Annotated in this window: 15 protein-coding genes; 13 read left to right on the top strand and 2 right to left on the bottom strand. The window is 65.2% G+C overall.

Annotation, left to right across the window (positions count from 1 at the left end):
• Positions 1–48 precede the first annotated feature (48 nt).
• Together rpmE and B8115_RS22465 are read left to right on the top strand one after the other, a co-directional pair.
• Positions 49–264: a 50S ribosomal protein L31 gene (gene rpmE / locus B8115_RS22470; protein WP_026038326.1), complete on the top strand. Its 216-nt coding sequence runs from the start codon at positions 49–51 to the stop codon at positions 262–264.
• Between the two features lie 256 nt (positions 265–520).
• Positions 521–1,792, top strand: a complete 1,272-nt coding sequence (locus tag B8115_RS22465; RefSeq protein ID WP_010630117.1) for a malic enzyme-like NAD(P)-binding protein — start codon at positions 521–523, stop codon at positions 1,790–1,792.
• 77 nt (positions 1,793–1,869) lie between these two features.
• Here the strand turns inward: B8115_RS22465 and B8115_RS22460 are convergent, their stop codons facing one another.
• Complete coding sequence (locus tag B8115_RS22460) at positions 1,870–2,640, bottom strand: YdiY family protein (RefSeq protein ID WP_010630116.1); 771 nt, start codon at positions 2,638–2,640, stop codon at positions 1,870–1,872.
• Positions 2,641–2,745: 105 nt separating this feature from the next.
• Positions 2,746–5,271: a penicillin-binding protein 1A gene (locus B8115_RS22455; RefSeq protein ID WP_010630115.1), complete on the bottom strand. Its 2,526-nt coding sequence runs from the start codon at positions 5,269–5,271 to the stop codon at positions 2,746–2,748.
• Positions 5,272–5,541: 270 nt separating this feature from the next.
• Between B8115_RS22455 and pilM the strand changes: the two genes are divergently transcribed.
• The 11 genes from pilM to B8115_RS22405 form a co-directional block, all read left to right on the top strand.
• Positions 5,542–6,603, top strand: coding sequence for a type IV pilus assembly protein PilM (pilM, locus tag B8115_RS22450; RefSeq protein WP_026038324.1), 1,062 nt, complete (start codon positions 5,542–5,544; stop codon positions 6,601–6,603).
• On the top strand, positions 6,600–7,181 hold the full coding sequence (locus B8115_RS22445; protein WP_010630113.1) for a PilN domain-containing protein: 582 nt from the start codon (positions 6,600–6,602) through the stop codon (positions 7,179–7,181). Before pilM ends, B8115_RS22445 begins: the two co-directional genes overlap by 4 nt.
• Positions 7,178–7,801 carry a type 4a pilus biogenesis protein PilO gene (locus B8115_RS22440; RefSeq protein WP_010630112.1) on the top strand — a complete coding sequence of 208 codons (624 nt, stop codon included), beginning with the start codon at positions 7,178–7,180 and terminating at the stop codon, positions 7,799–7,801. The genes B8115_RS22445 and B8115_RS22440 overlap by 4 nt, the downstream gene beginning before the upstream one ends.
• The gene (locus B8115_RS22435) at positions 7,798–8,319 is read left to right on the top strand and encodes a pilus assembly protein PilP (RefSeq protein ID WP_010630111.1); all 522 of its coding nucleotides are present in this window, start codon (positions 7,798–7,800) and stop codon (positions 8,317–8,319) included. The genes B8115_RS22440 and B8115_RS22435 overlap by 4 nt, the downstream gene beginning before the upstream one ends.
• A gap of 69 nt (positions 8,320–8,388) precedes the next feature.
• A complete protein-coding gene (locus B8115_RS24005; protein WP_238539256.1) occupies positions 8,389–8,907 on the top strand; it encodes an AMIN domain-containing protein in 519 nt (172 codons plus the stop codon).
• Positions 8,850–10,517 (top strand): type IV pilus secretin PilQ, encoded by a 1,668-nt coding sequence (locus tag B8115_RS22430; protein ID WP_238539255.1) that lies wholly within the window; start codon positions 8,850–8,852, stop codon positions 10,515–10,517. The genes B8115_RS24005 and B8115_RS22430 overlap by 58 nt, the downstream gene beginning before the upstream one ends.
• Positions 10,517–11,059, top strand: a complete 543-nt coding sequence (aroK, locus tag B8115_RS22425; RefSeq protein ID WP_010630110.1) for a shikimate kinase AroK — start codon at positions 10,517–10,519, stop codon at positions 11,057–11,059. The genes B8115_RS22430 and aroK overlap by 1 nt, the downstream gene beginning before the upstream one ends.
• A 3-nt stretch (positions 11,060–11,062) precedes the next feature.
• The gene (aroB, locus tag B8115_RS22420; protein WP_010630109.1) at positions 11,063–12,175 is read left to right on the top strand and encodes a 3-dehydroquinate synthase; all 1,113 of its coding nucleotides are present in this window, start codon (positions 11,063–11,065) and stop codon (positions 12,173–12,175) included.
• 469 nt (positions 12,176–12,644) lie between these two features.
• Positions 12,645–17,096 carry a glutamate synthase large subunit gene (gene gltB / locus B8115_RS22415; RefSeq protein WP_010630108.1) on the top strand — a complete coding sequence of 1,484 codons (4,452 nt, stop codon included), beginning with the start codon at positions 12,645–12,647 and terminating at the stop codon, positions 17,094–17,096.
• Between the two features lie 23 nt (positions 17,097–17,119).
• Complete coding sequence (locus B8115_RS22410) at positions 17,120–18,541, top strand: FAD-dependent oxidoreductase (RefSeq protein WP_026038323.1); 1,422 nt, start codon at positions 17,120–17,122, stop codon at positions 18,539–18,541.
• A gap of 304 nt (positions 18,542–18,845) precedes the next feature.
• A partial coding sequence (locus B8115_RS22405) for a CTP synthase (protein ID WP_010630106.1) occupies positions 18,846–19,903 on the top strand: 1,058 nt, incomplete at its 3' end.

Below are 19,903 nucleotides of genomic sequence, written 5' to 3'. Positions count from 1 at the left end.
TGCCTGGCAACGGATCAGGTGGCGGCATACCGCTCCATGAGGCTCAAGATGAAACAAGGTATTCACCCGGATTACAAGAAGGTCACTGCGACTTGCTCCTGCGGCGCAACCTTCGAGGTCGGCACAACCGTCGGCCATGACCTGTCACTGGACGTCTGCTCCCAGTGCCACCCCTTCTACACCGGTAAGCAGAAGCAGGCGACCACCGGTGGTCGCGTCGAGCGCTTCAACAAGCGCTTCGGAGCTGCCATCAAGCGCGGCTGATCCGGCTCGCCCCCAGGGCGACGATCGCAGCGCGAGAAAACCCGCCTTAACGGCGGGTTTTCTTTTGTCTGTCGTTTGCCGGGGAGATCGATAAGGTATCGGTTATGGTTGCCTTGCGAGGTATAAGTTGCAGCAAATGGTCAGCAACGTTCGCGAAAGCGCGTATAAAAAGCGCGAACGGGTGTTTCATTGAGATGTGGAAGGTTTTTCTATATGGTAGGTGGCCCTCCCCCAAGATGGATACCGGACTTTCAGCATGACAGACGCCAAGAAGCAGGCAGCGCTGGACTATCACGCCAAACCGATTCCCGGAAAGCTCTCCGTGGAGCTGACCAAGCCCACCGCTACCGCTCGTGATCTCTCCCTTGCCTACAGTCCAGGTGTCGCCGAGCCGGTACGGGAAATTGCCCGTGATCCGGAGAATGCCTACCGTTACACCGGCAAGGGCAATCTGGTCGCGGTGATCTCCGACGGCAGCGCCATCCTCGGCCTGGGAAATCTCGGGCCGCTGGCCAGCAAGCCGGTGATGGAAGGCAAGGGCGTGCTGTTCAAGTGCTTCGCCGGCATCAACTCGGTGGACGTCGAGGTCAATGCCGAGAGCCCCCAGGCCTTCATCGACACGGTGGCGCGCATTGCCGATACCTGGGGCGGCATCAATCTCGAGGACATCAAGGCGCCGGAGTGCTTCGAGATCGAACAGGCCCTGATCGAGCAGTGCAGCATTCCCGTGTTCCATGACGATCAGCATGGCACCGCCATCGTCACCGCGGCCGGCATGCTCAATGCGCTGGAGATCGCCGGTAAGCGGCTGGAAGATGCCAAGATCGTCTGCCTGGGCGCCGGCGCGGCGGCCATCGCCTGCATGAAGCTGCTGCTGGCCTGCGGGGCGCGCTCCGAGAATCTGGTGATGCTCGACCGTCGTGGCGTGATCCACGCCGGGCGCGAGGGGCTCAACCCCTACAAGGCGATGTTCGCGCTGGACACCGACAAGCGCACCCTGGACGATGCCATCGATGGGGCCGACGTCTTCATCGGCCTTTCCGGGCCCAACCTGATGACCGCCGAGCACATCCGCAAGATGGCGCCGAACCCCATCGTCTTTGCCTGCACCAACCCCGATCCGGAGATTCACCCCGACGTGGCACGCGAGGCGCGTCCCGACGTGATCATGGCTACCGGTCGCTCCGACTATCCCAATCAGGTCAACAACGTGCTGGGCTTCCCCTTCATCTTCCGCGGGGCGCTGGACGTGCGCGCCACGCGCATCAACGAGGAGATGAAAGTGGCCGCGGTACATGCGCTCAAGGATCTGGCGCGTGAGCCGGTGCCCCAGGAAGTGCTGGACGCCTACGAGCGCGAGCACATGGAGTTCGGCCCCGAGTACATCATTCCCACGCCGGTCGACGTGCGTCTGCTGGAGCGTATCCCGGCGGCGGTGGCCCAGGCTGCGGTGGACTCCGGCGTGGCACGGCGTCCTTATCCGGCCCACTACCCGCTGAAGACGGTGGATGACGTCTACGGCGCTTGATCGAGCGCGTTCGCGGCTTCGTCCCCATTACACTGCGCCGGCCCAAGGGCCGGCGCAGTGCGTTGCGTGGGTAGCGATTACCAGGTGTAGAGCAGCGTCACGCTGGTGGTATGGTCGGTGTTGGCATCGGCCGTTTCCGGCGGGCTCGAGTTGTGCCTCACCTCATGGGAGAGGCGCATCGACAGCCGGGAGTTGAGCCTGGCGGTCAGCGAGGAGACCGAGCGAGACGTGGTGTTCTCGTTGGCGGCTTCCACCGACATTTCCTGGCGTACGAAGGAGTGAGGGGAGAGCGTCCACATGTAATCGAGAGCGGCGTATAGCAATCCTAGATTGTCGTTCTCCTCATCCTTGATTTGGTCGTAGCGATAGCCCGGCCCCGCCTCCAGCGAGAGGCGGTGGCGCTGGGTATCGATCACGTCGCGTCCATAGCCGCCGATGGCAGTAAGCTGATGTTCGTAGCCGCTGAAGCGGTCCCTCTCCCAGCGGCCGAAGCCGAACAGGTAGTGAGGCCCGTAGAAGTCGTAGCGTTCACGCAGGGAGAGCAGGTACTGCTCGGCGCTGGTGGTGCCGTCTCGGGTCACGTTGCGCACTTCGCCACGTAGGGTGTGGCTCAGGCGCCCCGTCAGCCAGGTGAGCCGGCTCTTGCCGATCAGGGTCTGGCTGTCGGTATTGCCGGCGAGGTGGGTGTAGCCGAGCTCGGCTTCGCCGCTGAAGGTGGGGGAATCCTCTCCTGGCGGCGGCGGCGCATAGAATACACTGGCGGCAAGGGCGAGACCCGGAAAGAGCAGAAGCAGAAGTGCGAGTCCAATGGCACTCCATGGCCTGAGTCGTGGCCTGAATCGTAACATGGCAACGAACCTGTCCTGTTGTCCAAGGTAAAGCCGCCTCGAGGGCGGCATTCGTCAGTCGACAAGACGATGGCGGCATCCTTGCCGCCGGGAGCGGCGAGCTTGCTAGAAGATCGCCTCGTAGCTACCGGTGCCCTGCGAGCCGCTGCGCTGCTCGATCTCCTGCTCGACGCGGCGAGGTTCCATGTCGGGCAGATAGTCCGGATGGAAGATCTCGGTGATCCCGCCGGGCTGACCGTCGGTCAGACGGCGACCGGTCTGAGCGTCGACGCGGGCGGTGATGAGGCCGGCAGGCGGCTCGGGCCTGGCTTCCGGGCGGCCGTTGAGCGCATTGCCCATGAAGTCGATCCAGATCGGCAGGGCGGCATTGCCGCCGTACTCGGCGATGGTCTCGTTGTTGTCCTTGCCGATCCAGACGGTGACCACCAGATCGTCGTTGTAGCCGGCGAACCAGCCGTCGCGCTGGTTGTTGGTGGTGCCGGTCTTGCCCACCACGTCGTTGCGATTGAGCGACAGCGCGGAGCGCCCGGTGCCGCTCTCGATCACGTCGCGCAGCATGTCGCGCAAGATGTAGACGGCAGTGGGGTCGGCGACCCGGGGGGCGACGTCATAGGTTCTGCCATCGATGACGACCTCGGTCTGGCCCTCGTCGCAGCTACGGCAGGCGATGGTCGGGCGGGCCTCGTCGAGTACGTTGTCGTCGCTGCCGCGGGTGACGCGTTCGATGAACCACGGGGACACCCGATGGCCGCCGTTGGCCAGCACGGCATAGGCGTTGGTCATCTCCAGCGGCGTCAGGTCGGCGCTGCCTAGTGCCAGCGACAGGCCGTGAGGCAGGCGGCTGCGGCTGAAGCCGAAGCCTTCCAGGTACTCGATGGTACTGTCGAGGCCCAGGGTCTGCAGGATGCGGATGGTCACCAGGTTGCGTGAGCGGGCCAGGGCTTCGCGCAGCCGGGTCGGGCCGAGGAAGTCGCCGCTGGCGTTCACCGGACGCCACAGGCTGCTGCCGTCGTGCATGACCACCGGGGCGTCGTTGACCACGGTAGAGGCAGTCATCAGGCCGGTGTCCAGCGCGGCGAGGAACACGAACGGCTTGAAGATCGAGCCGGACTGGCGCTGGGCCTGCACCGCGCGGTTGAACTTGCTGGCGTTGAAGCTGAAGCCACCCTGGAGGGCGAGAATGGCGCCGGTATCGGGCTCCATGACCACGATGGAGCCTTCTGCATCGGGCCGCTGGGAGAGTCGCCAACTGCCATCGTCACGCTGCAGGATGCGCACCAGGTCGCCGCGCGAGGCGATCTCGCTGGCCGAGCTGGGCTCCGGTCCGCGGGCCCTGGGGCTGCGGTAGGCGCGGGCCCATGACAGGCCGTCCCAGTTCAGCGTGACGAGTTCGCCGCCGCGGGTCAGCACGCGCATCTCGCGGCCTTCGCTGGCCACCACGATGGCCGGCTGCAACGGGCCGAAGCCGGGGGTGCGCTCGAGCACTCGCAGCCAGTTGCTGACGTCGCCTTCGATGCCTTCCACGCGGGTCTGGCTGCGCTCGGCGGCCTGGCGGGCGGTCTGCATGATCTCCGGCGACTCGGCCAGTTCTTCCTCCAGGCCGCGGCGTTCGGTACGGGCCTGAGCCTCGGCGAGGCTCGAGGGGATTTCACGCTCCTCCGGGCCGCGCCAGCCATGGCGCGTATCGTAGTCGATCAGACCGCGCGCCAGGGCCTGGCGGGCGTAGGGCTGCAGTTCGCTGTCCAGGGTGGTGTGGATGCGGTAGCCGCCGGTGTAGGCTTCCTCGCCGAAGCGTTCCACGGCGTACTGACGCGCCATCTCCGCCACGTAGTCGGCGTCGACCTCGATCTGGGCCACGTGGCGGCGGGCCGTGACCGGCTCCTGCACGGCGGCTTCATAGGTGGCCTGGTCGATGTTGCCGAGATGACGCATGCGGTAGAGGATCCAGTTGCGGCGGATCAGCGAGCGCTCGGGATTGGCCAGTGGGTTGAACGACGACGGCGCTTTGGGCAGGCCGGCGATCATTGCCTTCTCTGCCAGGGTCAGCTCTTCCAGCGGCTTGTTGTAGTAGACCTCCGCGGCGGCGGCGATGCCGTAGGCGCGGTTGCCCAGGAAGATCTTGTTGACGTAGAGCTCGAGGATCTCCTCCTTGGTGAGGATGCGCTCCATTTGCAGCGCCAGCAGGATCTCGCGAATCTTGCGGGTAAAGGTGCGGTCGAGCGTGAGCAGATAGTTGCGCGCCACCTGCATGGTGATGGTGGAACCGCCCGACTGGATGTCGCCACCGCTGGAGACCAGTTCCACGGCGGCTCGCGCCAGGCCGCGGGGGTCCACGCCGCGATGCTCGAAGAAGGCGGCGTCCTCGGCGGCCAGCAGTGCCTGGATGAAGTCTTCGGGAATCTCGTCGAAGGAGACCGCCATGCGACGCTCCTCGCCGAACTCGCCGATCAGCTTGCCGTCACGGGTGAAGACGCGCAGCGGCGTGTGCAGCTCGAAGTCCTGCAACTGGCGCACGTCGGGCAGACCCGGGGCGAAGTAGAGGGCCGCCCCGGCCACGCTGAGCAGTGCCGCGGCGGTCAGCGATACCAATAGCCAGAAGGCCGAGAAAACCAAAGTCTTGATCCACTTCATGAAAAGGCGTTGTCCGTGGTGAGAGCGTGAAGAAATGGCGATGAAAGGGAGCCTTCACTGGCCTGCCCATTATAAGGAATCCGGACCTTCTACCACCAGCGTTGAGGGAGTGTCCGTCCAACTTTGTGTGGGCTGGCCAAATATCATGTAACCTCGGTCATGGAGAGCGAGTATGATTTCTGTCAGCCTTGTGGTTCCTGCTGCTTCAAGGCGCATAAGCATAATGCAGGACAGCCGCTCATCGCAGCACATACGCAAGGGCAACGATTGATGCGACTCAGACCCTCCGGTAAAGGGTTGATCGGTGTCGACATTACCTCGGCAACGGTCAAGCTGATCGAACTCAGGCGGATGGGTTCCCGCTACCAGATCGAAAGCTATGCCGTGAGGCCGCTGCGTGAAGGTGCCGTGGTCGAACGGCGCATACGCGACATGGGCGAAGTGGCCGACGCGCTGCGACGAGCCGTGGAGAGTGCACGTCCCACGTCACGCCTGGCCGTGGCAGCCGTTCCGGCCAGCGCCGCCATCACCAAGACCCTCACGCTTCCCGCCTCGCTCAACGACGACGAGATCGAGGCGCGCATTCAACTCGAATCTGACAAGCACATTCCGTTTCCGTTCAGTGAAGTGGCCTTCGATTTTCAGCGGCTGGGGCTGAATGCCCGCTATGGTGACCAGCAGGACGTCTTGCTGGTCGCCTGCCGCCAGCAGGACGTCAACCAGCTCACCGATGCGCTGAACCAGGCAGGGCTGGTGCCCGCGGCGGTAGACGTCGAGACCTTTGCCATGGAGCGCGCCTTCGGCGAGCTGCGCCAGCAGCTGCCGCCCGCGGCGGGCGAAGACGACTGCGTGGCGCTGGTCGATGTCGGCGCCACCATGAATGCCTTCCATGTGCTGCGCGGCGGTCGCATCGTCTACAGCCGCGACACCGTCTTCGGCGGACGTCAGCTCACCGAGGAGATTCGCGCGCGCTACGGTCTGACCCTGGAGGAGGCGGGGCTGGCCAAGAAGCGCGGCGGCCTGCCCGAAGATTATCGCGCCAGCGTCCTGGCCCCTTTCATCGAGACCGTCGTGCAGCAGGTCGGCCGCTCGCTACAGCTCTACTACACCGCCGGGCGCAAGCATGAAGTGAGGCGCATGGTCCTTGCCGGTGGCTCCAGCGTGATTCCGGGGCTGGCCGAGCGGCTCGCCCAGGAGAGCGCCATGCAGGTGGTGATCGCCAATCCTTTCCTGCGCATGCGGATCAATTCACGTATCGACGTGCAGACCCTGGCCAGCGATGCGCCGGCCATGGTGACCGCCTGTGGCCTGGCGATGAGGTCGGTCTCATGAGCATCGAAATCAATCTCCTGCCCTGGCGGGAGCAACAGCGCGCGCGCCGCAGTCGGCGCTTCTATCTGGCCCTGGCGGCAATGGCGGTGCTCGGCGGCGCCGGTGGGCTGGGCATGACCCACTATTACGACATGGCAGTGAGTGCCCAGCAGCAGCGCAACGCCCATGTGCAGGCCCGCATGCAGCAGCTCGACGGCGACATACGTTCGATTCGCGAATACGAAGCCATACGCGAGCGCATGATCGGTCAGGTCCAGGTCTTCAGCGACCTGCAGCAGGGACGCTCCCAGACCGTGCGTGTGTTTCGCGACCTGACCCTGAGTCTGGTCGATGGTGTGCACTACACCCAACTGAGCCGGCAGGGCGATCAACTGCGGCTGTCGGGTCGGGCCGAGAGCAATCACCGGGTCTCCGAGCAGATGCGGGCCCTGGCGGCCGCGCCCTCGTTCTCCGAGCCGGTGCTGTCGGAGGTCGAGGCCGATGGCGGCGGTGAGCGCCGTCGCTTCAGTCTCGGTGTGGTGCAGCTCCTGGAGGGCGCTCAGGGCGCGGAAAACGGTGAAGCGGGAGACGAATCATGAACCTGCAGGCAGAGATTCGTCGTCTTCGCGAGCTCGATTGGCGCGAACTGGACCTCAAGGAGTCCGGCACCTGGCCGCTACTGTTGCAGTGGTTTTGCTGCCTGCTGGTGCTGGGCCTGACCTTCGCCGCCACACACTGGTACCTGGCGGGCCCCAAGGCCGATGAGCTGCAGCGTGCCCAGGCCGAGGAGGCACGCCTGCTGGCGGATTACCGCAACCGTGCCGCTCAGGCGGCCCAACTGCCGGAGATGCTCGAGCAGATGGCCCGGCTCGAAACGCGCATGGGCGAGCTCATGGCCATGCTGCCTTCCGGCGCCGAGATTCCCTCGTTGATAGACAGCATCAGCGAAAGCGCCCTCGACCACCACCTGTCGATCGATTTCATTCGGCTGCGCAGCACCGTGGAGCGCGACTTCTATATAGAGCGGCCCTTCGATATCCAGGTGGAGGGCGAATATCACCACATTGCCGGCTTCCTTGCCGGCGTTGCGGCATTGCCGCGCATCGTCACGCTGCACGACTTCGTGCTGGCGCCGGCGGAGGGCGGCGATCGTCTGCGCCTCTCCATGCTGGCACGCACCTACAGCTATCGGCCGCAGGGCGGGGAGGGTGCGCGATGAAAGTGCGCTGGCTGCCGGCCTTGGCAATCCTGCTGCTGGCCGGCTGCGCCGATCCCCAGTTGGGCGAGCTGGACCGCCGGCTGACCGACATTCGCAACGATCCCGGTACGCCGCGTCCGCTGGAAATGCCGGAGGTGCCCGACTACGAATCGGTGCCCTACCGGGCCAGCGATCGTCGCAGCCCGTTCAGGCCGCAGTTGCCGGAGCCGGACGCGGTGCCGCGGGGCAGTAGCGACCTGGCGCCCGATCCCGAGCGCTCCCGGGAGCCCCTCGAGGCATACGACCTGGAAGCGCTCAGGCTGGTGGGCATCCTGACCATGGGCGGCCAGACGAATGCCCTGGTGAGGGCGCCGGGAGGCGAGGTTCATCGCCTGCGCACCGGCAACCATCTGGGACGCGATCACGGCCGAGTGGTCGGCATCACCGATTCGTCGGTGCAACTGGTGGAGCTGGTGCCCACCGGCGGTGGTGGGTGGATGGAGCGCACGGCTCGCCTGGCGCTCGAAGAGCGTCGCTAGAGCAAAGCGACGGGAGCATTCCGATCGTGGCAGCAGGGTAGTGGTAACGGGCAGAGGGGAAAGGGAACGATGAGACAACTGATTGGCACATTGGCGGCACTCTGCCTGGCATTGACGGCGGCACCGGTCCTGGCGGCATCCACGCTGACCGATCTCGACTTTCGTCAAGGCGAGCGCGGCGAGCTGCTGATCGACCTGAGCTTTCGTGGCGGGGTGCCCGAAGTGCGCGGCTACCGGCTGGATGAGCCCGCGCGGCTGACCATCGATCTCGTCGATACGGCCAACGCCCTGGAGCGTCGCCGTCTCGACCTGGGTATCGGCGGCGTCGAGCAGGTCACGGCGCTCGAGGCCGGCTCGCGTACGCGGCTGGTCTTTCATATGGACCGCCCGCTGCCCTACGACACCGTGCAGCAGGGCGACCAGCTGCGGCTGACCATCGGTGGACCGGCGACTGCGCCGTCCACGGCCACGGCGCGCCCCGAGCCGGCGGCGCCTCAGGCCTCGGTGCCGGCAGCGGCTGCCCCGGCGGCATGCCGAGTATCGCCGACATCGACTTTCGCCGCGGCGAGGGTGGTGCTGGGAGGTTGATCGTCACTTTCGACCGGGGCGGGGTCGACGCCAGGGTGCGCGAATCGGGCCGCAACCGCATCGTCGCCGAGCTCAGTGGCGTCGACCTGCCGGAAGCGCATAACCAGGTGCTCGATGTCAGCGACTTCGGCACGCCGCTGCGGCGCATCACGCCGAGGGTCGGGCGCGACGGCGTGACCCTGGAGATAGAAGGCAGCGGTGAGTTCGCCATGCTCTCCACCCAGAGCGGGCGCCAGCTCACCATCGAGGCACAGCCCGTCACCCAGCAGGAGCGCGAGCAGCGCGTGCGCCAGCAGTTTCCCTATACCGGCGAGCGCATCACGCTCAATTTCCAGGACATCGAAGTGCGTTCGGTGCTGGCGATCATCGCCGATTTCACCGGTCTCAACCTGGTGGCCAGCGACAGCGTGACCGGCCAGGTCACCCTCAATCTACAGGATGTACCCTGGGACCAGGCGCTCGATCTGGTGCTCAAGAGCCATGGCCTGGCCAGTCGTCAGGAGGGCAACGTGATCATGGTGGCACCGGCCAGCGAGCTGGCCAACATCGAGCGCCAGGAGATTGAGGCGCGGGCCCAGGTCGAAACCCTGGCGCCGCTGGTCTCCGAGTACGTTCAGGTGCGCTATGCCCGCGCCGAGGATCTGGCGCAGCTGCTGCGCGGCGGCGACGGCTTCGGCCTGCTCACGGAGCGCGGTCGCGTGGCGGTGGATCAGCGTACCAACATCCTGCTGATCCAGGACACCGCCGATCAGATCCAGGAGATCCTGCGCACCCTGGACCAGCTCGACGTGGCGGTGCGTCAGGTGCAGATCGAGGCGCGTATCGTCATCGCCCGCGATGGCGTGACCCAGGAGCTTGGCGTCAACTGGGGAGCGTCGTCGCGCGGCAGCAGCCGCCTCAACCTGGGGGGTGCCTCCACCGGCGTGCCCACTGCCGTGACGGGTGACGGTTTCACCGGACAGCGCGACCCGCGCGGCCAGTTCACCGGCGAGTTCGACACTCCACCCGGCAGCCGCTTCCAACGCGGCGGCCTAGCCGTCGATCTGGGCAGCGCCAACCCCATGACCAGCTTCGGCTTCGGCTACCTCTCCGGCGACATTCTGCTCGATCTCGAGCTGCGGGCACTGGAGAGCGAGAACAAGAGTCAGACCATCTCGCAGCCGCGGGTGATCACCGCCAACCAGCGCACTGCTCTCATTCAGCAGGGCGAGGAGCGGGCCTTCCAGACCGTCAGCGACAGGGGCACCGAGACCGACTTCAAGGAGGCACTGCTGTCGCTGGAGGTGACGCCGCAGATTACCCCGGACAACCGCATCATCATGGACCTGGTGATCACCAACGACAGCTTCCGTGAGGCCCTGCCGGGCCAGGCGCCGCCCATCGATACCAATCGCATCGAGACCCAGGTGCTGGTCGACAACGGTGAGACGGTGGTGCTCGGCGGCATCCTCACTACCGAACAGCTCAGTCGTCTGGCCAAGACGCCCTTCTTCGGCGACCTGCCTGTGCTGGGCAGGCTTTTCCGGTACAATGAGTCGAGCAATCAGAAGGTGGAGCTGCTGGTCTTCATCACTCCACGCATACTCGAGGACGGCCTGGCGATTCGCTGATGCAGGATTTGCCCAATCTGATATTGATCGGCCCCATGGGGGCGGGAAAGAGCACCATCGGCCGCCTTCTGGCGGCCGAACTTTCGCGTCAGTTCCTCGACAGCGACCATGAGATCCAGGCCCGCTGCGGTGCCGACATCCCGTGGATCTTCGACGTCGAGGGCGAGGCGGGCTTTCGCCAGCGCGAAGTGCAGATGATCGAAGAGCTGACCGAACTCGAAGGGGTGGTCATTGCCACCGGCGGCGGGGCAGTGCTGCGCGAGGAGAACCGTCGGCGCCTGCGCGAGCGAGGCAGTGTGATCTATCTGTTCACCACCGTCGAGCAGCAGCTCAAGCGCGTGGCCAAGGATCGCAACCGCCCTCTGCTGCAGCGCCCCGACCGCGAACAGGTGCTGCGCGAGATGTTCGATCTGCGCGACCCGCTCTATCGCGCCACGGCCGATATCGTAGTGCGCACCGACCGGCGCAGCCCCCGTGCGGTAGTCAACGAGATCGTGCGCCGCGTGCAGCGGCTGGTCGACCCTTTACAAGCCAAGGCATGAACCATGACCGTGAGTGACACCTCTACCGTCCCGCGCACGCTTCAGGTGGCGCTGGGTGAGCGCAGCTATCCCATTCACATCGGTGCAGGCCTGCTCGGCGATCCCGTCTGGCTGACCCCCTACCTGGCCGGGCGCCAGGTCATGGTCGTGACCAACGAAGCGGTCGCCCCTCATTATCTCGAGCGCCTCAAGGCGGGGCTACCGAATGACGCCGTGGTGCGCGAGCTGGTGCTGCCCGACGGTGAGGCGACCAAGACCCTGGCCAGCGTCGGCCTGATCTGGGATGCGCTGCTCGAGGCCGGCTTCAACCGCCGCTGCACCCTGGTCGCCCTGGGCGGCGGGGTGATCGGCGACATGGTCGGCTTCGCCGCCGCCTGCTATCAGCGCGGCGTGGCCTTCATTCAGGTGCCCACCACGCTGCTCTCCCAGGTGGACTCTTCGGTGGGCGGCAAGACCGGCGTCAATCATCCGCTGGGCAAGAACATGATCGGTGCCTTCTGGCAGCCTCGGGTGGTGCTGATCGACACCGATACCCTGCGCACGCTGCCGGCCAAGGAGCTCTCGGCGGGGCTGGCCGAGGTGATCAAGTACGGCCTGATCCGCGATGCCGAGTTCCTCGCCTGGCTGGAAGGCGAAATGGCCGCGCTGCGAGCCTTGCAGCCGGAGGCGCTGGCCAGGGCCATCGAGCGTAGCTGCCGGCTCAAGGCCGAGATCGTGGCCGAGGACGAGACCGAGCAAGGCGTACGGGCACTGCTCAACCTGGGGCATACCTTCGGTCATGCCATCGAGGCGCACCAGGGCTACGGCCAGTGGCTGCACGGCGAGGCGGTGGGTGTCGGCATGCTGATGGCGACCGAGCTGTCGCATCGGCTCGGCTGGCTGAATGCCGGTGACGTCGAGCGCACCGCCGCTATCATCACTGCCGCAGGCCTGCCGCTGGAGGCTCCCGCCGACATGGGCGTGGAGGACTTCCTCACCCGCATGCGTCTGGACAAGAAGAACGTCGATGAGCATCTGCGCCTGATCCTGCTCGAGACGCTGGGCCGGGCGGTGATCCACGACCAGACCCCTCGGGAGTTGCTCGAGGAATTGCTGGCTACGTTTCCCCGGCGCTGACGTTCCGCCGCTTTTTCCTCTCTTGAGTGCAAGAAGGCCGCACGAAGCGATTCGTGCGGCCTTCTTGCCGTTCGTCGAGCGCTGTTCTGAACTGTTCAGAGCAACCCGTGTTGCAGCTCAAGCATCAAATCCGTATGCCTCATGCCGTATCGGCATGGGGAAAACGGTCGTTTTTAGACTAAAGTCGTATTCTTGGTTTTGAGCGTTTGAAATCCGTTTATGGGATTCGCAAGTCTTTGAACTGGTGGTTTTTTTTGCTTTGGGTCATTCAGCAAGTTGCGGATTTGACGAGAGTTTTGGAGGCGGCGTGGCGGGCGGGAGATTGCACGGCGGGGCAGTAAGTGTCTATGCTGGGCGTCCTTTTCTCGCGACGGCAGCAGGCTGCTCCAGGCAGTCATAATAAGAAGAAAACAGATCAAAATACATAACTGCTGTTGTTTGGTCAATAGTCATTTTCTGAGGCACGCCCATGAACCGAGGCCTTCATCAACCAGGCGAGTTCCGTGACAACTGCGGTTTCGGCCTGATCGCACATATGGAAGGGCAGGCCAGCCACGATCTGCTGCGTACCGCCATCGAGTCCCTTACCTGCATGACCCATCGTGGCGGTATTGCCGCCGATGGCAAGACCGGTGACGGCTGCGGTCTGCTGCTGAAGATGCCCGAGGCCTTCATGCGCGAGGCCGCCGCCGAGGCGCTCGACGTCGAGCTGGGCGAGCTGTTCGCCGTGGGCGCGGTGTTCCTGCCCGACGACGACGCCAAGGAAGCTCGCGCACGCGGTATTCTGGAAGGTGAGCTGCGTGCCTGTGGCCTGGTCATCCGTGGCTGGCGCAACGTGCCGGTGGATCCCTCCTACTGCGGGCCCATCGCCCGCGCCTGCCTGCCGCGCATTCGCCATCTGTTCGTCGAGCCGGGCAAGCTCAGCGACCCCGAGCGCTTCGACGTCGACCTGTTCATGGCGCGCCGTCGCGCCGAGCAGATGCTGCGCGACGAAGAGGACTTCTACGTCAGCTCGCTGTCGTCCCAGGTGATCTCCTACAAGGGCCTGATGATGCCGGTGGATCTCCCCACCTTCTATCAGGACCTGGGCGACGAGCGGCTGCAGACTTCGATCTGCGTGTTCCACCAGCGCTTCTCCACCAATACCGAGCCGCGCTGGCCGCTGGCGCAGCCGTTCCGTTTCCTCGCCCACAACGGCGAGATCAACACCATCGAAGCCAACCGCGGCTGGGCCAACTCGCGCAAGGAGAACTTCGTCAACGAGCGGCTGCCCGACATCGCCGAGCTCGACGAGATCGTCAATACCGTGGGCTCCGACTCCTCGAGCATGGACAACATGCTCGAAGTGCTGCTGATGGGCGGCATGGAGCTGCATCGGGCGGTGCGCATGATGGTGCCGCCGGCCTGGCAGAACGTCGAGACCATGGGCGCAGAGCTGCGCGCCTTCTACGAATACAACTCCATGCACATGGAGCCTTGGGATGGCCCCGCCGGCCTGGTCATGACCGACGGCCGCCAGGCGATCTGCATGCTCGACCGCAACGGCCTGCGTCCGGCGCGCTGGGTGATCACCAAGAATGGCTACATCACCCTGGCCTCCGAGATCGGCACCTACGATTACAAGCCCGACGATGTGGTGGCCAAGGGGCGTGTCGGCCCGGGTCAGATCCTCGCCGTGGACACCCACACCGGCGAAGTGCTGCACACCGGAGACATCGACGAGCGGCTGAAGTCCGCGTATCCCTACAAGCGCTGGCTCAAGGAAGAGGCGCACTATCTGGAATCGGCGCTGACTGAGCTGGCCAGTTTCCAGAACATGGACTCCGATGCGGTCAATACCTGGCAGAAGATGTTCCAGGTCAGCTTCGAGGAGCGTGACCAGGTGTTGCGCCCGCTGGCCGAGAGCGGTCAGGAGGCGGTGGGCTCCATGGGTGACGACACCCCCATGGCGGTGCTGTCCGGCCGCAGCCGGCTGCTCACCGACTATTTCCGCCAGAAGTTCGCCCAGGTCACCAACCCGCCCATCGATCCGCTGCGCGAAGCGATCGTAATGTCGCTGGAGACCTGCATCGGCGCCGAGCTCAACGTGTTCAAGGCCACGCCCGAGCATGCCCACCGGATCATTCTGACCACGCCGGTGCTGTCGCCGCGCAAGTTCACCGCGCTGCTTGAGCAGGACGACCCGGCCTTCTCCCATCACCGCCTCTGCCTGGGCTACGACCCGGAGCAGATGGGGCTCAAGGCGGCCATCAACGAGCTGTGCCGTCAGGCCGAAGCCGCGGTGCACGAGGGCAGGGTGATCCTGGTGCTGTCGGATGCCAACCTCGAGAAGGGGCAGCTGCCGATCCACGCCGCGCTGGCGGTGGGGGCGGTGCACCATCATCTGGGCAAGCTGGCCCTGCGCCCGCGCGCCAACATCGTGGTCGAGACCGGCTATGCCCGCGACGCTCATCAGATGGCGGTGCTGTTCGGCGTCGGCGCCACCGCGGTGTTCCCGTGGCTGGCCTATCAGGTGATGGCCGACATGCACCGCACCGGCGAGCTCACCGGCAACCCGGCCGATGCCCGCGAGAACTACCGCAAGGGCATGCAGAAGGGGCTCTACAAGATTCTCTCCAAGATGGGGATCTCGACGCTGGCCTCCTACCGCGGCTCGCAGCTGTTCGAGGCGGTGGGACTCTCCTCCGAGGTGATCGAGCTGTGCTTCACCGGCATGGCCTCGCGCATCGAGGGTACCGGCTTCAGCGAGCTGCAGCTGCAGCAGGAGCTGCTGGCCCGCGACGCCTGGACGCCGCGCAAGGGCATCGCCCAGGGCGGCCTGCTCAAGTACGTGCACGACCACGAGTATCACGCCTACAACCCCGACGTGGTGAAGGCGTTGCAGGAGGCCGTGCAGGAGGGCGACTACGCCAAGTGGAAGAAATTCGCTCAGCTGGTCAACGAGCGCCCGGCCGCGACCATCCGCGACCTGCTCAAGCTCAAGGCCGCCGAAACGGCGCTGCCGCTCGAGGAGGTGGAGTCGATCGATGAGCTGATTCCGCGTTTCGACAGCGCCGGCATGTCGCTGGGCGCGCTCTCCCCCGAGGCCCACGAGGCGCTGGCCCAGGCCATGAACGAGGCCGGCGGACGCTCCAACTCCGGCGAGGGCGGTGAGGATCCGGCCCGCTACGGCACCATCCGCAGCTCCAAGATCAAGCAGGTCGCCTCCGGACGCTTCGGCGTCACCCCGACCTATCTGGTCAACGCCGAGGTGTTGCAGATCAAGGTGGCCCAGGGTGCCAAGCCCGGCGAAGGCGGTCAGCTGCCCGGCGGCAAGGTCAACGATCTGATCGCGCGGCTGCGCTACTCGGTGCCCGGCGTGACGCTGATTTCGCCGCCGCCGCACCACGACATCTATTCCATCGAGGACCTGGCGCAGCTGATCTTCGACCTTAAGCAGGTCAACCCCGAGGCGCAGGTGTCGGTGAAGCTGGTCTCCGAGCCCGGCATCGGCACCATTGCCACCGGCGTGGCCAAGGCCTACGCCGACCTGATCACCGTGTCCGGCTACGACGGCGGCACCGCGGCCAGCCCGCTGACCTCGATCAAGCACGCCGGCTCGCCGTGGGAGCTGGGTCTGCCCGAGGTGCATCAGGCGCTGCGCATCAACGGCCTGCGCGACAAGATCCGTCTGCAGACCGACGGCGGCCTGAAAACCGGCCTCGACGTGGTCAAGGCGGCGATCCTCGGCGCCGAGAGCTTCGGTTTCGGCACCGCGCCGATGGTGGCGCTGGGCTGCAAGTATCTGCGCATCTGCCACCTCAACAACTGTGCCACCGGTGTGGCCACCCAGCATCAGTACCTGCGCGACGAGCATTTCCGCGGTACCGTGGACATGGTCAAGAACTACTTCCGCTTCATCGCCGAAGAAGTGCGTGAGCTGATGGCGATGATGGGCGTGCGCAAGCTGACCGACCTGATCGGTCGCACCGACCTGCTCGAGGTGCTGGAGGGTGAGACCGCTTCCCAGCGCAAGCTCGACCTGACGCCGCTGCTGGTCAACGACTTCGTGCCCGCCGACGCGCCGCAGTTCTGCCAGGTCAGCCGCAATGTGCCGCATGACCCGGGCGCCAAGAACCAGGAGATACTGGCCGCTATCGAGCAGGCCATTGCCGACAAGAGCGGCGGTGAGTTCTCGTTCACCATCACCAACTGCGACCGTTCGGTGCCGGCGCTCTCCTCGGGTGCGGTGGCCAAGCACTACGGCGAAGCCGGCCTCGAGGACGCCCCGATCACGCTGCGCTTCACCGGCGTGGCCGGGCAGAGCTTCGGTGTGTGGAACGCCCGCGGTCTCAATCTCTACCTGGAAGGCGATGCCAACGACTATGTCGGCAAGGGCATGAACGGCGGCAAGGTGGTGCTGGTACCGCCCCGCGGCAGCCGTTTCGAGAGCCACAAGACGGCGATCATCGGCAACACCTGCCTGTACGGCGCCACCGGTGGCAAGCTGTTTGCCGCCGGCACTGCCGGCGAGCGCTTCGCCGTGCGTAACTCCGGCGCCCATGCAGTGATCGAGGGGGCCGGCGACCACTGCTGCGAGTACATGACCGGCGGCTTGGTCTGCGTCCTCGGCGAGACCGGGGTCAACTTCGGTGCCGGCATGACAGGTGGCTTTGCCTACGTGCTCGACGAGGACCGCTCCTTCGTCGATCGCTACAACCATGAGCTGGTGGAGATTCACCGGATCAACACCGAGGCCATGGAGGCCTACCGGCGTCACCTGCGGGAGATCATCGAGGAGTTCGTGAGTGAGACGAACTCTGCCCGCGGACACGAGATTCTCGACGACTTCAGCGAACACGTGCGTCATTTCTGGCTGGTCAAGCCCAAGGCGGCAAGCCTTGGCAGCCTGCTCGACGAATCGCGCAGACGTCCCGAGTGAGCCGGATTCCAGGAGATACGCAAATGGCCAACCGATTGACCAGAAACGACTTTCAATTCCTCGACGTGGGCCGTCAAGACCCGCAGAAGAAGGATGCCCGGACCCGCTCGCGCGAGTTCGCCGAGATCTACGAGCCGTACAAGCCCCAGGAGGCGGCCAGCCAGTCGCACCGCTGCCTGCACTGCGGCAACCCGTACTGCGAGTGGAAGTGCCCGGTGCACAACTACATTCCCAACTGGCTGCAACTCGTGGCCGAGGGCAACATCCTCGAGGCCGCCGAGCTGTCGCACAAGACCAACTCGCTGCCCGAGGTGTGCGGCCGGGTGTGCCCGCAGGATCGCCTGTGCGAGGGCGCCTGCACCCTCAACGACGGCTTCGGCGCGGTGACCATCGGTTCGGTGGAGAAGTACATTACCGATACCGCCTTCGCCATGGGCTGGCGCCCCGACATGTCTCAGGTCGTTTGGACCGACAAGAAGGTCGCCATCATCGGGGCCGGTCCGGCCGGGCTCGGCTGTGCCGATATCCTGGTGCGCAATGGCGTCAAGCCGGTGGTGTTCGACAAATACCCCGAGATCGGCGGCCTGCTGACTTTCGGCATACCCGAGTTCAAGCTCGACAAGACGGTAATGGAGCGGCGGCGTGCGGTGTTCGAGGAGATGGGCATCGAGTTCCGTCTCAATGTCGAGGTGGGCAAGGATGTCACCATGGAACAGCTGCTCGAAGAGTACGACGCGGTGTTCCTCGGTATGGGCACCTACAAGTACATGACCGGCGGCTTCCCCGGCGAGGACCTGCCCGGCGTGCACAAGGCACTCGACTATCTGATCGCCAACGTCAACCACTGCCTCGGCTTCGAGAAGGATCCGGCCGATTACGTCTCGCTGGAAGGCCAGAAGGTGGTGGTGCTAGGCGGCGGCGACACCGCCATGGACTGCAACCGCACGGCGATTCGCCAGGGTGCGGCCACGGTGACCTGCGCCTACCGCCGAGACGAGGAGAACATGCCCGGCTCCAAGCGCGAGGTGGCCAACGCCCGCGAGGAGGGCGTGGAGTTCCTGTTCAACCGTCAGCCGGTGGCGGTGGTCGGTGAAGGCAAGGTCGAGGGGGTCAAGGTGGTGCGCACGCGTCTGGGCGAGCCCGACGAGAACGGCCGTCGTCGCCCCGAGGTGGTGCCCGGCTCCGAGGAGATCCTGCAGGCCGATGCCGTGGTCATTGCCTTCGGCTTCCAGCCGAGCCCGGCACCCTGGTTCGAGAAGTTCGGCATCGAGCTCGACGAGCGCGACCGTGTGCTGGCGCCCGAGAAGGGCACCTACGCCTTCCAGACCACCAACGAGAAGATCTTCGCCGGCGGCGACATGGTGCGCGGCTCCGATCTGGTGGTCACCGCCGTGTTCGAAGGCCGTCAGGCCGCCGAGGGTATCCTCGACTACCTGAAGGTTTGAGGCTCTGCTGATGTGGGGCGGGCCTATGATGGCCCGCCTCCGCGGCTACCCCGTCGACAGGTCTAGGCGGGGGCGCTGTGAATACATCCCTGTACGCTACCGATTCCTTCCCTGGAATCGGACCCCCGCTTCGACCTGCCCCCAGCGCCGCTCACCTTGTGGATGGCTCATTCTCACAGGCTTGCTCTTGTTTGATGGCTGCGGTCGGCTGAAATTGAGCCATTGGTCGTAATCTGCTACGCTGTCGTCCCATCCTGGCGCGGCTTTCTGCCGGGCCTACCGATCACGTTTCGACAGGTTCTCCATGACACGATATATCTTCGTGACCGGCGGCGTTGTGTCCTCTCTTGGCAAGGGCATCGCGTCGGCCTCGCTGGCGGCGATTCTCGAGGCGCGTGGCCTCAAGGTCACCATGCTCAAGCTCGATCCCTACATCAACGTGGATCCGGGCACCATGAGCCCCTTCCAGCACGGCGAGGTGTTCGTCACCGAAGATGGCGCCGAGACCGACCTCGACCTGGGCCACTACGAGCGCTTCATCCGCACCAAGATGACCCAGGGCAACAACTTCACCACCGGCCGCGTCTACGAGCACGTGCTGCGTCGTGAGCGCCGCGGCGACTACCTGGGCGGCACCGTGCAGGTGATCCCGCATATCACCGACGAGATCAAGCGTCGTGTGTATGCCGGCGGCGAGGGCTTCGACGTGGCGCTGGTGGAGATCGGCGGTACCGTGGGCGACATCGAGTCGCTGCCGTTCCTCGAGTCGATCCGCCAGATCCGCAGCGAGCTGGGGGCGAGCCGGGCGATCTTCATGCACTTGACCCTGGTGCCCTACATCAAGACCGCCGGCGAGACCAAGACCAAGCCGACCCAGCACAGCGTCAAGGAGCTGCGCTCCATCGGTATCCAGCCCGACATCCTGATCTGTCGCAGCGAAGTCGAGCTGGAAGAGACCGAGCGGCGCAAGATCGCGCTGTTCACCAACGTCGAAGAGCGCGCCGTGGTGCCGCTGCAGGACGCCGACACCATCTACCGCATTCCGCTGATGCTCCACGAGCACGGCCTCGACGAGATCGTCTGCGACAAGCTGCGTCTCGAGGCGGCGCCGGCCGATCTCACCGAGTGGGTTCACGTGCTCGATGCCAAGCTCAACCCGCTGAAGTCGATCAACATCGCCATGGTCGGCAAGTACATGGAGTTGCTCGACGCCTACAAGTCGCTCAACGAGGCGCTGATCCACGCCGGCATCCAGACCCGGGTCAAGGTCAACGTCGACTACATCGACTCCGAGATCATCGAGCGTCAGGGCACCGAACGCCTGGCCGGCAAGGACGCGATCCTGGTGCCTGGCGGCTTCGG

Source organism: Halomonas sp. KM-1, assembly GCF_000246875.1.
In the GTDB taxonomy this organism is placed as follows: domain Bacteria; phylum Pseudomonadota; class Gammaproteobacteria; order Pseudomonadales; family Halomonadaceae; genus Halomonas; species Halomonas aerodenitrificans.
Note: the sequence above shows the minus strand (reverse complement) of the source record. Positions and strands in the feature narration are given on the sequence as shown.

Coding starts and splice junctions, on each gene's coding strand:
- B8115_RS22455 (WP_010630115.1), bottom strand. CDS start 5,271: ATGAAGTGGATCAAGACTTTGGTTTTCTCGGCCTTCTGGCTATTGGTA.
- B8115_RS22410 (WP_026038323.1), top strand. CDS start 17,120: ATGGCCAACCGATTGACCAGAAACGACTTTCAATTCCTCGACGTGGGC.
- pilM (WP_026038324.1), top strand. CDS start 5,542: ATGCGACTCAGACCCTCCGGTAAAGGGTTGATCGGTGTCGACATTACC.
- rpmE (WP_026038326.1), top strand. CDS start 49: ATGAAACAAGGTATTCACCCGGATTACAAGAAGGTCACTGCGACTTGC.
- aroK (WP_010630110.1), top strand. CDS start 10,517: ATGCAGGATTTGCCCAATCTGATATTGATCGGCCCCATGGGGGCGGGA.
- B8115_RS22435 (WP_010630111.1), top strand. CDS start 7,798: ATGAAAGTGCGCTGGCTGCCGGCCTTGGCAATCCTGCTGCTGGCCGGC.
- B8115_RS22465 (WP_010630117.1), top strand. CDS start 521: ATGACAGACGCCAAGAAGCAGGCAGCGCTGGACTATCACGCCAAACCG.
- B8115_RS22440 (WP_010630112.1), top strand. CDS start 7,178: ATGAACCTGCAGGCAGAGATTCGTCGTCTTCGCGAGCTCGATTGGCGC.
- gltB (WP_010630108.1), top strand. CDS start 12,645: ATGAACCGAGGCCTTCATCAACCAGGCGAGTTCCGTGACAACTGCGGT.
- B8115_RS24005 (WP_238539256.1), top strand. CDS start 8,389: ATGAGACAACTGATTGGCACATTGGCGGCACTCTGCCTGGCATTGACG.
- B8115_RS22445 (WP_010630113.1), top strand. CDS start 6,600: ATGAGCATCGAAATCAATCTCCTGCCCTGGCGGGAGCAACAGCGCGCG.
- B8115_RS22460 (WP_010630116.1), bottom strand. CDS start 2,640: ATGTTACGATTCAGGCCACGACTCAGGCCATGGAGTGCCATTGGACTC.
- B8115_RS22430 (WP_238539255.1), top strand. CDS start 8,850: ATGCCGAGTATCGCCGACATCGACTTTCGCCGCGGCGAGGGTGGTGCT.
- aroB (WP_010630109.1), top strand. CDS start 11,063: ATGACCGTGAGTGACACCTCTACCGTCCCGCGCACGCTTCAGGTGGCG.